We start from the raw sequence: 13,175 nt of genomic DNA on the forward strand, positions 1-13,175 counted from the left end.
TCCATTATCCGTCGACGTCCGACACGACCGATGTGATGCGGTGAATCGCGAAATCGCGCAGCCGCCCCGACGCCGAATCGAAGGCCACCAGCTGGCCACCGCGTACCGCGATCGGCGACACCATCCGCTGGGTGGCCACGCCGGCCGCGTCGAGATACCCGATCACCAGCGTGTCTTGGTTTTTGGCCGCGTCTTGCAGCAGCGCCATCGCGGCGGCCGGCTCGACGCGGCTGTTGCCGAACGGAGCGGTGGTCACCTTGCGCAGCACCGAGACGACGGCGGTCAGTGTCTCGCCATTGGGCCGCGGCGACGCCCGATAGAGCCGGCGTTGCTGCGGGGTCGGCACCCGGGCTCGCAACGGCCGGACGTCGACGATGGCACCGGTGGAGTCTTCGGCTGCGGGGGCAAAGCCCGCGGCCCGCAGCGCGTTGAGCACTTCGCCGATCGCCGCGGGCGAGACGGCGACCGTCGGTGCCAGGGCCCGCAGCTGCAGATCCTCACCCGCGGCCACGGCCTGAGCCAGCAGGGCCGGGTCCTCGCAACGCACAAACGACGCGGCCATCCCGATCCGGAGCTGACCGTGGCGGCGGGCCACGTCGTCGATCAGGTAGGTAAGACCTTGCGGTACAGGCGTTTTAGAGTGACTCGCAAAGAACGCGTGCATCCAGTCCCGGGTCTTGCCGACGTCGAGAGCATGCCGGATGGACTGCTCGCTTATCCGGTAGACCATCGCCGCCCCGGCCGATTCGACGGTGGCCACCGTCGCCAGTTCGTCGGCGAGATCGCGTTGCAACGGCCCCGGCACCACGACGGTCAGGTCAGCCTGCATCAGGAAGTGGTCGATCGGTTCGGGCAGCGCCCGCGCCATCGCGACAACCGTGGCGGAGAAGTCAACGGACTCCTCGAGCAGCGCCCGCCCGGGAGTGCTGATCGCGCCGCGGCCGACCAGCCCCAGCGCGTGGCTCTCCGCCAGCAGGTCGGCGACGGGGCCGGGTTGCAGGCGCCGGGTCCACCGGGGGCGGCACCAGATCAGCGCCGCAGAGGCGGTGCCCGCATCGACCCCGGCGCCGGCCGGCAGGCTGGCGAGCAAGCCCAGCAGCAACCGCCGGTCCAGCGGAGCGGCCGTCGAATAGAGCGAATCAGACAGGGCCGCATACGGTTTGCCGTCGGGGCCACGATCGCCGATCAGCGCGGGACGCCCCGGTAGCTCAAGCCATGCGCCGGCCAGCAGGTGCCAGCGCTCGGCGGCGGACATCGCGGCGAAGCGGTCGGCGGCCACCGTCGGCGCCCAGTAGAGGCCGTCACCGCTTTCGGGCTCCGGATCGGGCCGGCCGCTGGCGATCAGTCCGGCGGCGGCGGCGACCTCAAGCACCAACCCCAACCGCGGCTCGTCGATGCCGGTGGTCTTGGCCAGCCGCTTGACCTCGCGTACGCCAAGGCCGCCGCTGCGCAGCTCGGGAACCGGCGTAGTGCCAAGGCTGTCCAGTAACACGTCGACCTCGCGCAGCAGGTCGAGAACGGCTCCGGCCGCCGCGGCGTCAACATCCTCGGCCGTGGTCGTCGACACCACGGGGTCGGGCGCCGTCAGCTGCATCGGACCGGGCTGCTCGCCGCGCAGCACCTGCCCGACATGGCGGGGCAGGATCACCGTCTCGGCGTCGACGCGCCGCAGCAGGCCCATCGCCAACAATTGCGGCACCGGTCGATCGGCCGGTGCGCCGGGAGCGGCGTCGCGGGTACGGCCCATCGGAGAGCCTTCGAGCAGCTTGTCCAGGACGTCGCGCTGCGCCTCGGTCAGCCCGTCGATCAGCTCCGCGATCTGCTCGACGGTGCGGGAATTGTCCTCGAGCGTCACCTGTCCGGGATGCCAGGGCAACGCGGTGCCGGTCTCGGCGGACAACCGGATCGCGCTGTCACCCCATACCAGGGCGCGCTGCCTGAGATCCTCGAGCGCCTCGAGGACCCCGTCCTCGGGTGCGCGGCCGTCGAGAAGCGCCAACAGTTTGGCGGTCGGCACCGCGGCGGTGTCCGCATGTAGCACCAGCAACGCGTCGAGCACCGCCAACCGCAGGAAATCCAACTCGTCGGTGGCGGCCTTGACCGACTGCCGGGCCCCGGCACGCGCGGCCAGGGCCGCAATGCTGCCAGGGGGCGGCTGGGCAAGGTCTGGCCGGAGTTCCAGCAGTCGGATCAGCCGCTCGTCGGGCAAGTCGGCCAGCCAGGACCCCAGCGGGATATCCGGGGTGTTGTCGGTCATCGCTGACCAGCGTAAAGCAGCTCGCGGATCCCGGTTGGCGGCGAGCACGCACGCTGGGGTTACCGGCGAGAACGATCCCGACTAGCGTCACGCGCCCGCACGCGACCTGTCAGAATGTACGACGTGGCTAACAGTGCTGAAGACAAGGTGGGCAAGAGCAGGTACGTCGACAACGGCTGGCCGACGACGGACCCCGACGACCACGCGGTAAGTGAGCTGGTGACCGATCGCACGGGCGCGCTCTCGCCGTTTGGCGACCTGGTCTTCCCTGTCGACCCCGATCATCTGCCATACGTCCACCCGGTCACAGTCATCAATCGGTAGGTAGGCGCGGCATGGCCGGGTCATCCGGGACGTCCAGACCCGCGCAGGCCGAGCAGTCGGCGCAACCACGCCCAGACGCGCTCTCGCACCTCGACGAGCGAGGCGCCGCACACATGGTCGATGTGACCGAAAAGCCGACCACCAAGCGCACCGCGGTCGCCGCGGGTGTGTTGCGCACCTCCGCGCATGTGGTGGACCTGATCTCCAGCGGGGGGCTACCCAAGGGCGACGCCCTCGCGACGGCGCGGGTGGCCGGAATCCTGGCCGCCAAGCGCACCAGCGATCTGATCCCGCTGTGCCACCAGCTCGCTCTCACCGGGGTCGACATCGAATTCAGCGTGGGCGAGTCAGACATCGACATCGTCGCGACGGTCCACAGCACCGACCGTACGGGTGTCGAGATGGAGGCGCTGACGGCGGTGAGCGTGGCCGCGCTTACGCTCTACGACATGATCAAGGCGGTTGATCGGGCGGCCTGTATCGATGACGTCCGGGTGCTTCGCAAAGAGGGTGGCAAGTCCGGAAATTGGGTGCGGGCATGAGCCCGCGGACCGCCCGGGTGATCATCGCCTCGACCCGAGCCTCCAGCGGGGTGTACTCGGACAAATGCGGCCCAATCCTCGCGGAATGGCTTTCACAGCAGGGGTTTTCGGTCCCAGAGCCGGAAGTGGTCGCGGACGGGAAGCCGGTCGGTGAGGCGCTGCGCGCCGCGCTCGACGACGATGTCGACGTCATCCTGACCTCCGGCGGTACCGGTATCTCCCCGACCGATGCCACCCCGGATCAGACCGTTGCGGTGGTGGACTATCTGATTCCCGGCCTGGCCGACGCCATTCGGCACTCCGGCTTGCCCAAAGTCCCGACGTCGGTGCTCTCACGCGGGGTGTGCGGGGTGGCCGGTCGCACTCTCATCATCAACCTGCCGGGTTCGCCCGGTGGTGTACGGGACGGGCTGGGTGTGCTTGCTGACGTTCTCGACCATGCCCTTGACCAGATCGCTGGTAAAGACCACAAACAATGACGGTCGTGTTGCGCGCGGCGATGACCGAGCAGTCCATCTCCCTGGATGAGCATGAAGAACTGGTGGGCCATCGGTCGGCCGGTGCCATCGTCGGGTTCGTGGGCATGATTCGCGACCACGACGAGGGACGCCGGGTCGTGCGGCTCGAATATTCTGCCCACCCCTCGGCTGCCCAGGTCATGGCGGAGGTAGTGGCCGAGGTCGCCGAGAAGTCAGCCGGCGTGCGTGCGGTCGCGGCCAGCCACCGGATCGGCACGCTGCACATCGGGGAGGCCGCGTTGGTGGCGGCGGTGGCCGCCGATCACCGGCAGGAAGCGTTCGCAACCTGCGCCGCGCTGGTCGACACGATCAAGGCGCGCCTACCGGTCTGGAAACACCAGTTTTTCGACGACGGAACAGAGGAATGGGTGGGGTCGGCCTGACGCCAATCCGACCCGCAGCGCGGCGGTTAGTTGACCGGCGCCGACAGCGCCAGTGAGTCAAGTGCGGCGTTGCCGTCGACGTTTTCGGCGCGGATCGCGTCCCACACCCGCTGTGTGTAGCCGACCTTCAGGGCCTGCTGGGGTGCCGGAGGAGTGTCGGTGTCGACGGGGGCCGGCGCGTCCGGGGCGGGCGGGGGCGCATCCGCGGGCGGCGGCGCGTCAGCCGGGGGCGGGGCGTCGGCCGGCGGAGCGGGCGGCAGGGCATCCGCGGGCGGCGGAATGTCTGCGGGCGGCGGAAGTTCGGCCGGCGGGGGAAGTTCGGCCGGCGGGGGTGGAAGATCTGCCGGTGGGGGCGGCACCGCGTCGGCGGGTGGCGGGGCGTCGGCGGGCGGGGCCGGCGGTAGATCCGCGGGCGGCGGAGCCGGCTGGTCGAAGGACGCCAGCTGCACCGGGGCGGGCGGGGGCGCGTCGGCGGGCGGCGGTGGCGCAGGAGCGTCCGCGGGCGGGGGCGCGTCGGCGGGCGGCGGCGGGGCTAGCGGTCCGGGGTCGCCATTGAGGCCTGGGACGTCCAAGCCCGCCGGGGTGGGAAGGACTTCCCGCGGGGTAGGCGCCGACAGCGGCCCACCGCATACCGGCCAAGCGCCACGACCCTGCGTCGCCAGCACGCGCTCGGCGACCGCGATCTGCTGTTCCCGGGTGGCCAGTTGGGCCGACGGGGCGTACTCGCGACCACCGTGTGAAGCCCACGTGCTGGCATTGAACTGAACGCCACCGTAGTAACCGTTGCCGGTGTTGATGCCCCAGTTGCCACCCGATTCGCACCGGGCTACCTGATCCCACTCGCTGTCCGTGGCCGCAGCCGCTTGACCCGCCAGGGCGATGCTGCCGCCACCAAGAACCGCCCCGGTAAAGGCGATCTTGGCGACCTGAAGGTTGGATGTCGTGGGTTTGCGGTGACGTCCGCTCATACGCGCCGAAATTCCTCTCTGCACGCGCCTGCGAGGTCAGCTGTCGGGTTCGGGTTGGAGAGGCCACCCGGCCGACGTCGTCTTCAGTCATCTCCGAAGAGTCGACGCCAGCTTCACCCCAAGGAGTCGCATGCGACTCCGGATCCGGCGGACCGGTGGGTCCCCCGCCTCCATCCACATTCCGGGGGCCCTCACCCACTGGATGGAGCTCGGCGCTATGGGTGAGAGAGGACCGCCATCGGTTCAGCTTGGCGAGCCTCCGGAGACGGTAACCGGTTCTGTCGACCGCGTCACTTTCTGCGCGACTCGGCGTTTCCGGCGCGGCCGTCCGCGAAAGATGCAGGAACATCAAGGATTTGCGCTGGTCACCACGGCTCGATATCGGGCCGTGTCCGCGCCGTTATCATTCCGTGACGTGAGCTATCTCACAGAATCAACCGCCCGCGAACGGGGGTAACACGTCGATCGTGTTACCTGCCCGCAACGGTTTGGTTGCGTCCCGTACCGCGATGCCGTCGCAGAGATAGGAGCATCGGCTCAACACGGTTGCAAGTCGGGTACCCGAAGCGGCGAGTCTTTGAACCAACTCGGCCACCGTGGTGCCCGGGCGAAGAACGACGGTTTCCGTTTCGACGCCCGCGGCGGCGCGCGCGGCGGCGAAGTAGCGAACCGTCACCGCGATGCCCGCGGTGTCTTCGGTGTTGACGCGAGACTCAGCCACCGATCGCACTCATCGGGCGGTCCGGCTGGACGAAGTTCGGGTCGTTGATTCCGTGTCCGGCGGGCTTGCCCCACATCGCGGCGCGCCACGCTGTCTCGATCGCATCGTCGCCGGCGCCGGCGCGCAGCAGCCCGCGCAGGTCGGTCTCGTCGGTGGCGAACAGGCAACTTCGGATCTGCCCGTCGGCCGTTAGCCGCGTGCGGTCACAGGCCGAGCAGAAGGCGTGCGACACCGAGGCGATCACCCCGAACTTTCCGCTCGGCGTGCCCGGCCCCGTATCGACCAGCCACAACTCGGCAGGCGCCGAACCACGTGGCGCCGGGTCTGGACGCAGCCGGAAGTGCGGCCGCAACGCGGCCAGCACCTCGTCGGCGGTCAGCGCCGACTCGCGCCGCCATCGATGCCCGGCGTCCAGCGGCATCTGCTCGATCACCCGCAACTGGTAGCCGTGCTCGAGACAGAACCCCAACAGCTCGACGACGTCTGCACGGCCGGAGGCGGGATCCAGCACGGCATTCACCTTGACCGGCGTCAGACCGGCCTCCTTGGCGGCCACCAGGCCGGCTACCACGTCGGCGAGCCGGTCGCGACGGGTGATCGCCTTGAAGCGATCCCGGTTCACGCTGTCCAGTGAGACATTCACGCGGTTCAGCCCTGCCGCGGCGAGGCCGGCCGCCCGCCGGGCGAGGCCGACGCCGTTGGTGGTCAGCGAAATCTGCGGCCGGGGCCGCAGTTCGGCCGCCGCCGCGACCACCTCTTCGAGGTGGCGCGACAGGAGCGGCTCACCGCCGGTGAAGCGCACGCTGGTGATGCCCAGCCGGGTGACGGCAATGCGCATCAGCCTGGACAACTCGTCTGAGCGCAGCAGCTGGTCACCGGGCAGCCAGTTCAGGCCCTCGGCCGGCATGCAGTAATTGCACCGAAGATTGCAACGATCGGTCAGCGATACCCGCAGATCGGTTGCGGCCCGGCCGTAGGTGTCGCGCAGCGGGCCCTCGGTCGGCATCTCGTCGGCGACCGTGCCAGGGGGCCGGGCCGTCGCGACGCTGGGCATCCTCGGCAGCCCGAGTGCGGTCGGTGTCATGCGGGCACTCCGGAAAATTGGGTCGGCGCGCCGACCGGAACGATCTCCTTACCCAGCGGCATCAGCGACACCGGAATGAGTTTGAGGTTGGCCAGCGCCAGCGGAATGCCAATGATCGTGACCGCCATGGCCGCCGCGCTGAGCAAATGGCCGATCGCCAGCCAAATACCGAAGAGCAGCACCCAGATGATGTTCCCGATCAGGGCGCCGGTTCCGGCGGTCGGCTTGTCGACGATGGTCCGGCCGAACGGCCACAACGCATAGGAGGCGATCCGTAGCGACGCGAATCCGAACGGAATCGTGATGATGAGCAAGAAGCTGATGAGCGCCGCAGCCAGATATCCGAGGGCCATCCAAAGACCACCGAATACGAGCCAGATGACGTTGAGAACCAGGCGCATTTCACCTCCCGCGGTACTGCCAGCGTAGCGAGTTAGGAGGAAACGGGGATGCTGGCCGGGCAACCACCCGAGTAGGATCTGAATCCGCATCGCGTCCTGCACTTGCGGGGCGCTTCTTGTGTGTCCATTCCTAGCTATTTCGTCAGACAAGCAGGTGAGACCAGTGCCGACCGGCAAGGTTAAGTGGTACGACGCCGAAAAGGGATTCGGCTTCCTGTCACAGGAAGACGGGGAGGACGTGTACGTCCGCTCGTCGGCGTTGCCCGAGGGGGTCGAGGGGCTCAAGACTGGGCAGCGGGTGGAGTTCGGCGTGGCCTCCGGGCGACGCGGCCCGCAAGCGTTGAGCCTCAAGCTGATCGATCCGCCGCCCAGCCTCGCCCGGGCTCGCCGCGAGCAGACCCCGGTCGAGCACAAGCACAGCCCCGACGAGCTGCACGGCATGGTCGAGGACATGATCACCTTGTTGGAGAGCACCGTGCAGCCCGAGCTGCGCAAGGGCCGGTATCCCGACCGCAAGGTGGCGCGCCGAGTCTCCGAGGTGGTCAAGGCGGTAGCCCGCGAGCTCGACGCCTGACGCCACGCCTGAGCGGATCGCCGAGTACCACGCGCCAGTTTGGGTACTCACTGTCTCGCGACAGTCATGTAGCGAGGAGGCTGCGATGGCACAGCAAGCGCAGGTCACCGAAGAGCAAGCAAGAGCACTGGCCGAAGAGTCCCGGGAAAGTGGTTGGGACAAACCGTCCTTCGCCAAGGAGCTATTTCTCGGTCATTTTCCGCTAGAGCGCATCCATCCGTTCCCCAAACCGTCCGACGAGAACGAGGCACGTACTCGCGAGTTCCTGGCCAAGCTGCGGGACTTCCTGAAAACGGTCGAGGGCAGTGTCATCGAGCGTCACGCGCGGATTCCCGATGAGTACGTCAAGGGACTGGCTGAATTGGGCTGCTTCGGGATGAAGATCCCCTCCGAGTACGGCGGGCTGAACATGTCGCAGGTGGCCTACAACCGGGCCCTGATGATGATTTCGTCCGTGCACCCCAGTCTTGGCGCGTTGCTGTCGGCCCATCAATCGATCGGGGTGCCCGAGCCGCTGAAGCTGGCCGGCAGCGACGAGCAGAAGCGGCGGTTCTTGCCGCGGTGTGCCGCCGGTGCGATCTCGGCGTTTCTGCTCACCGAACCCGACGTCGGTTCCGACCCCGCGCGGTTGGCCTCGACGGCGACGCCGGTCGAGGACGGGCTCGCCTATCAACTCGAGGGCGTGAAGCTGTGGACCACCAACGGCGTCGTCGCCGAACTGCTGGTGGTGATGGCGCGGGTACCCAAGAGCGAGGGGCACCGCGGCGGAATCAGCGCATTTGTGGTCGAGGCGGATTCGCCCGGTATCACGGTGGAACGGCGCAACTCCTTTATGGGATTGCGCGGCATCGAGAACGGCGTCACCCGGCTGCACAGCGTGCGGGTACCCAGCGAGAACCTGATCGGACGCGAAGGCGACGGGTTGAAGATCGCGCTGACAACGCTGAATGCCGGGCGCTTATCGATACCGGCGAACGCGACAGGGTCGTCGAAGTGGGCGTTGAAGATCGTGCGCGAATGGTCCGGCGAGCGGGTGCAATGGGGCAAGCCGTTGGCTGAACACGAAGCCGTGGCCCGCAAGATCTCGTTCATCGCCGCCACCAACTACGCGCTGGAGGCCGTCCTCGAACTGTCGGGGCAGATGGCCGACGAGGGCCGCAACGACATCCGTATCGAGGCGGCGCTGGCCAAACTATGGTCCAGCGAAATGGCCTGCGTCATCGCCGACGAACTCGTGCAGATCCGCGGCGGACGTGGCTATGAGACGGCGGAATCGCTCGCCGCGCGCGGCGAACGGGCCGTACCTGCCGAACAGGTGCTGCGCGACCTGCGGATCAACCGCATCTTCGAGGGGTCCAGCGAGATCATGAGACTGCTGATCGCTCGGGAGGCCGTCGATGCGCACCTCGACGCGGCCGGCGACCTGGCGAAACCCGATACTGGGTGGCGCGAAAAGGCGGCGGCTGCTGTCGGCGCGAGCGGGTTCTACGCAAAGTGGTTGCCCCAGCTGGCCTTTGGTGAAGGGCAGCGGCCCCGGGCCTACAGCGAGTTCGGCCCCCTGGCGGCGCATCTGCGCTTCATCGAGCGTTGTACCCGCAAACTGGCCCGCAATACCTTTTACGGGATGGCGCGCTGGCAGGCCAAGCTCGAGCAAAAACAAGGATTCCTGGGACGCGTCGTCGACATCGGCGCCGAGCTGTTCGCGATGTCTGCGGTATGCGTGCGCGCCGAGGGCCAGCGTGTGGCCGATCCGACGCAGGGCGAGCAGGCTTACGCGCTGGCCGAAATGTTTTGTCGGCAGGCAACTTTGCGGATCCAAGCGCTGTTCGATGCGTTGTGGACCAACACCGATGACGGTGATGTGAAACTGACCCGAGAGGTGCTGCAGGGCAGGTACAGCTGGCTGGAGGACGGGATCGTCGACCAGTCGGAGGGGACCGGGCCGTGGATCGCGCACTGGGACGCGGGCGCGTCGGCCGAGGCCAACCTGGCTCGACGGTTCCTGACGGCATCGACATCGACATCGACATCGACATCGGCATCGGCATCGACGAGCGCGATGGCCCAGTAGCACAATTGGGCCTATGGCCACCTACGTTGCCGGCGCCGGCGAATTCACCCGTGACACCAACTACATCACCACCCGCATCACCGCCGACGGCCGCGACGGCTATCCGGTGGAGCCGGGCAGGTATCGGCTGGTGGTCGCCCGCGCCTGCCCGTGGGCCAACCGCGCTATCATCGTGCGGCGCCTGCTAGGCCTGGAAGATGTTCTTTCCATTGGGTTTTGCGGCCCCACGCACGACGAACGCAGCTGGACCTTCGATCTCGACCCCGGCGGTGTCGACCCCGTTCTGAAGATCCCACGGCTGCAAGATGCCTACTTCAAACGGGTCCCAGGCTATTCCAAAGGGATCACCGTGCCGGCAATCGTCGACGTGCCCACCGGCGCGGTGGTCACCAACGACTTCGCACAGATGACGCTGGATCTGTCCACCGAATGGGTGGCCTACCACCGCGAAGGTGCGCCCCAGCTCTACCCGGAACACTTGCGTGCCGAGATCGACGAGGTGAACAGGCGGGTCTACACCGAAATCAACAACGGCGTCTATCGATGCGGATTCGCCGGTTCGCAGGAGGCTTACGAGGCGGCCTATGACCGGCTATTCACCGCCCTGGACTGGGTGAGCGATCGCCTGTCAAACCAGCGATACCTAGTAGGCGACACCATCACCGAAGCCGATGTGCGACTGTTCACCACTTTGGCCCGTTTCGACCCGGTTTACCACGGCCACTTCAAGTGCAACCGCAGCAAGCTGTCCGAGATGCCGGTGTTGTGGGCTTACGCGCGAGATCTGTTCCAGACGCCGGGTTTCGGTGATACCACCGACTTCGTCCAGATCAAACAGCACTACTACGTCGTCCATGCCGACATCAATCCGACCGGGATTGTGCCCAAGGGCCCGGACCTGACCGGCTGGCTTTCGGCGCATGGCCGGGAAGCGTTGGGAGGCAGGCCTTTCGGTGACGGAAGCCCGCCCGGCCCGCCGCCCGAGGGTGAACGGGTCCCGGCCGGCCACGGCGCTTAGGTCGGCCAACCCGTCGGACAACCAACAGCCAGTAGGGCCGCAACCGATGCGGCGTGATGGCGTCTCAACGGCCATACGGGGAAGTCAAAAGACCGTCCGCAGCGACCATTCGGCGTGCGGAACATCGCGCAGTTCGCCCGACGGGTCGACCACCAATGTCAGCAACTGCACCACGATCCCAGTCAGCCGCCCGCGCTGGGCGTCGACCGACGGAATGGTGACCGCGAACCGGGTGTTGGGGCGGAACATGGTGGTGGCGGTGTTGGCCGGATCCTCATACACCTGCAACAGTCGCCACGGCGCTCGCGAAATCGCCGCCGGCACCGAGAGCTGCACCGGGTAGCGATCGCTGACGTGCAGCTCGCCCTGCGCCTGCGGTTGCTGACAGTCGTTGAGGTTGAGCACATTGCAGTACAGGTAGGGTCCGACGCGGACCAGCTGCCCGTGCGAATATGCGCTGATCTCGGGTGCCTGCGGGCCGGGCTTGCGCAGCAGCCACCAGGTGCCGAGGCCGGCGCCGGCAGCCAGCAACAGCACCACCACCGCGAGCGCCGCGGCCACGCCGCGTCTCACTCTGGTCTCACTGCGGGTCTCACTGCGGGTCTCACTGTGGGTCTCAGTATGGATCTCACTGCGGCGCCGCCGCGGTCATGCCGGTGTCCCGGCGCATGCCTTCCTGTTCGACCATCACCGGCCGGTTACCTCCAAGGCCCGGGATCAACGAGTTGCCGCGGAAGCTGACCACCGTCTGCGCCAACCCCAGAATCAATATCGCGCTGACGGCCGTGAAGCCTACCCACAGCTCGGTGTACACCAGAACACCCAGCGCACCGCCCAGCACCCAGGCCAACTGCAGCGTCGATTCGGAGCGGCCAAAGCCCGACGCCCGGGATTCCTCCGGCAGGTCGTCCTGCAGCGAAGCGTCCAGCGATGCCTTCGCAATCGCGCTGGCCCCCGAGGTGACCAGGGTGGCGATCGTGGCCGCCATCAGGGTGCCGGCCACCGAGGCGGTCAGCGCCACCGCGCATACCGCCACCGTGCAGCGGACGACGAGCACTGCGGGACGGCCCAGTTTCAGCCGGGCGCTGATGAAGTTGCCGACGAAGTTACCGATCCCGGCCGCCGCCCCGATGATCCCCAGCATCGCGAGCTGGATCCACCCATTGGCGTCGTGCGCCTTGGCGACGAACGCGGGATACAGAAACAAAAAACCGACCATCACCTTGATGGTGCAGTTGCCCCACAGCGACGTGATGATGTTGCGGCCCAGCGGTTGTCGTAACGCCCCGCCGACCTTTTTGACTTCCCGATGCCAGCGATGCCGTTGCGGCTCGCTGTCCTGGTGGTAACTCAGGGTGGCGGGAACCTCACCCGCGGTCACCTCCACCCACCGCGGAATTCGCATCGACAGCATGGCGCCGGCGACCGTGACCGCGACGACGACGAACAATGCCCCGGGCAGTTTGAGCAGGTGCGTGCCGAGGAACTCGACGCCGCCCGCGATTGCACCGCCGACGATGGTGCCGCCGAGCAGACCGAACATGGTCAGCCGGGCGTTGACCCGGACCAGGTCGATCGTCGGCGGCATGACCCGCGGTGTCACCGCACTGCGCAGCACGCTGAAGGACTTGGAGAACACCATCATGGCCAGCGCACACGGATAGAGCACCCAGGAGGGGAAGCTGCCGCTCCCGCCGTCGTAGTTCATGATCAGCAGCACCGCCAGCGCGGTACGCAGCCCAAACGACATAGCCAGCGCGACGCGGCGGCCGTGCTGCAGCCGATCCAGCGCCGGGCCGATCAACGGGGCGATCACCGCGAACGGCGCGATGGTGATCAACAAGTACAGTGCGACCCTGGATTTGCTTTCCCCGCTGGCCGCGGCGAAGAAGAGGGTATTGGCCAGCGCCACCGCCATCGCCGAGTCGACCGCGGAGTTCGCGACCACGGGCCAGGTCAGCGCCGTAAGACCGGACTTGTCGGCGCCGTCGGCAGTGGCGGCCCGCTGCACCATCCAGTACATCCGCGAACCCATCTCGCGGCTGCGCAGCGCTGCGGCGCGGGTGACGGTGATTCGTTCCCCGGACGGGGGACGACGCGGCGGTGGGGTGCTGCGGTCCGGTTCCTTATGCCGGCCCAGCGGCGGCAGATAGCGATTGGCGCTGGGCGGAGGTGGCGGGCGGCGGGTGCGTCGGGCTGCGTCGTCGGCGGGGTAATTGGCCATGCCTGGATGCTCATTCGACACCCCGGTGCGGGTGCGGCGGCCCTGGTAGGGGCCCAACCGACCCGCATCATCACGCCGCTGTCCAGACAC

General features: G+C 67.7%; 14 protein-coding genes and 1 riboswitch. Of the genes, 7 read left to right on the forward strand and 7 right to left on the reverse strand.

The window, feature by feature from the left end; all coding sequences use genetic code 11:
- Positions 1-4 precede the first annotated feature (4 nt).
- Positions 5-2,257: a helicase-associated domain-containing protein gene (locus G6N33_RS16310; protein ID WP_101528626.1), complete on the reverse strand. Its 2,253-nt coding sequence runs from the start codon at positions 2,255-2,257 to the stop codon at positions 5-7.
- Between the two features lie 123 nt (positions 2,258-2,380).
- On the opposite strand from G6N33_RS16310, the gene G6N33_RS16315 reads away from it, so the two are divergent.
- From G6N33_RS16315 to G6N33_RS16330, 4 genes are all read left to right on the forward strand, one after another.
- Entirely contained in the window at positions 2,381-2,581 is a 201-nt protein-coding gene (locus tag G6N33_RS16315) for a hypothetical protein (protein WP_163771555.1), read from the forward strand.
- Positions 2,582-2,694: 113 nt separating this feature from the next.
- Positions 2,695-3,123: a cyclic pyranopterin monophosphate synthase MoaC gene (moaC, locus tag G6N33_RS16320; protein WP_044508320.1), complete on the forward strand. Its 429-nt coding sequence runs from the start codon at positions 2,695-2,697 to the stop codon at positions 3,121-3,123.
- Positions 3,120-3,602: a MogA/MoaB family molybdenum cofactor biosynthesis protein gene (locus G6N33_RS16325; protein ID WP_044508319.1), complete on the forward strand. Its 483-nt coding sequence runs from the start codon at positions 3,120-3,122 to the stop codon at positions 3,600-3,602. Before moaC ends, G6N33_RS16325 begins: the two co-directional genes overlap by 4 nt.
- On the forward strand, positions 3,599-4,024 hold the full coding sequence (locus G6N33_RS16330; protein WP_044508318.1) for a molybdenum cofactor biosynthesis protein MoaE: 426 nt from the start codon (positions 3,599-3,601) through the stop codon (positions 4,022-4,024). Before G6N33_RS16325 ends, G6N33_RS16330 begins: the two co-directional genes overlap by 4 nt.
- 26 nt (positions 4,025-4,050) lie before the next feature.
- On the opposite strand, the gene G6N33_RS16335 is transcribed toward G6N33_RS16330, so the two are convergent.
- From G6N33_RS16335 to G6N33_RS16350, 4 genes are all read right to left on the reverse strand, one after another.
- The gene (locus tag G6N33_RS16335; protein ID WP_163771557.1) at positions 4,051-4,992 is read right to left on the reverse strand and encodes a transglycosylase family protein; all 942 of its coding nucleotides are present in this window, start codon (positions 4,990-4,992) and stop codon (positions 4,051-4,053) included.
- A 9-nt stretch (positions 4,993-5,001) separates the two neighbouring features.
- Positions 5,002-5,217: riboswitch (cyclic di-AMP (ydaO/yuaA leader) on the reverse strand.
- Positions 5,218-5,425: 208 nt separating this feature from the next.
- On the reverse strand, positions 5,426-5,713 hold the full coding sequence (locus tag G6N33_RS16340; protein WP_044512389.1) for a MoaD/ThiS family protein: 288 nt from the start codon (positions 5,711-5,713) through the stop codon (positions 5,426-5,428).
- Positions 5,706-6,797 carry a GTP 3',8-cyclase MoaA gene (gene moaA / locus G6N33_RS16345; RefSeq protein WP_044508315.1) on the reverse strand — a complete coding sequence of 364 codons (1,092 nt, stop codon included), beginning with the start codon at positions 6,795-6,797 and terminating at the stop codon, positions 5,706-5,708. Before moaA ends, G6N33_RS16340 begins: the two co-directional genes overlap by 8 nt.
- Positions 6,794-7,198, reverse strand: coding sequence for a YccF domain-containing protein (locus G6N33_RS16350; RefSeq protein ID WP_044508314.1), 405 nt, complete (start codon positions 7,196-7,198; stop codon positions 6,794-6,796). Before G6N33_RS16350 ends, moaA begins: the two co-directional genes overlap by 4 nt.
- A 163-nt stretch (positions 7,199-7,361) precedes the next feature.
- Here G6N33_RS16350 and G6N33_RS16355 point away from each other — a divergent pair, with 163 nt between their 5' ends.
- From G6N33_RS16355 to G6N33_RS16365, 3 genes are all read left to right on the forward strand, one after another.
- Positions 7,362-7,772 (forward strand): cold-shock protein, encoded by a 411-nt coding sequence (locus G6N33_RS16355; RefSeq protein WP_044508313.1) that lies wholly within the window; start codon positions 7,362-7,364, stop codon positions 7,770-7,772.
- An 85-nt stretch (positions 7,773-7,857) separates the two neighbouring features.
- Positions 7,858-9,843, forward strand: a complete 1,986-nt coding sequence (locus G6N33_RS16360) for an acyl-CoA dehydrogenase family protein (protein ID WP_044508312.1) — start codon at positions 7,858-7,860, stop codon at positions 9,841-9,843.
- 13 nt (positions 9,844-9,856) lie between these two features.
- Positions 9,857-10,861, forward strand: coding sequence for a glutathione S-transferase family protein (locus G6N33_RS16365; protein WP_044508311.1), 1,005 nt, complete (start codon positions 9,857-9,859; stop codon positions 10,859-10,861).
- 84 nt (positions 10,862-10,945) lie between these two features.
- Here the strand turns inward: G6N33_RS16365 and G6N33_RS16370 are convergent, their stop codons facing one another.
- Both G6N33_RS16370 and G6N33_RS16375 read right to left on the reverse strand, forming a co-directional pair.
- Positions 10,946-11,434 (reverse strand): DUF2771 domain-containing protein, encoded by a 489-nt coding sequence (locus tag G6N33_RS16370; protein ID WP_044508310.1) that lies wholly within the window; start codon positions 11,432-11,434, stop codon positions 10,946-10,948.
- Between the two features lie 55 nt (positions 11,435-11,489).
- Positions 11,490-13,142, reverse strand: coding sequence for an MFS transporter (locus tag G6N33_RS16375; protein ID WP_155945990.1), 1,653 nt, complete (start codon positions 13,140-13,142; stop codon positions 11,490-11,492).
- Positions 13,143-13,175: the final 33 nt, after the last annotated feature.

This window comes from Mycobacterium simiae (genome assembly GCF_010727605.1).
GTDB lineage: Bacteria > Actinomycetota > Actinomycetes > Mycobacteriales > Mycobacteriaceae > Mycobacterium > Mycobacterium simiae.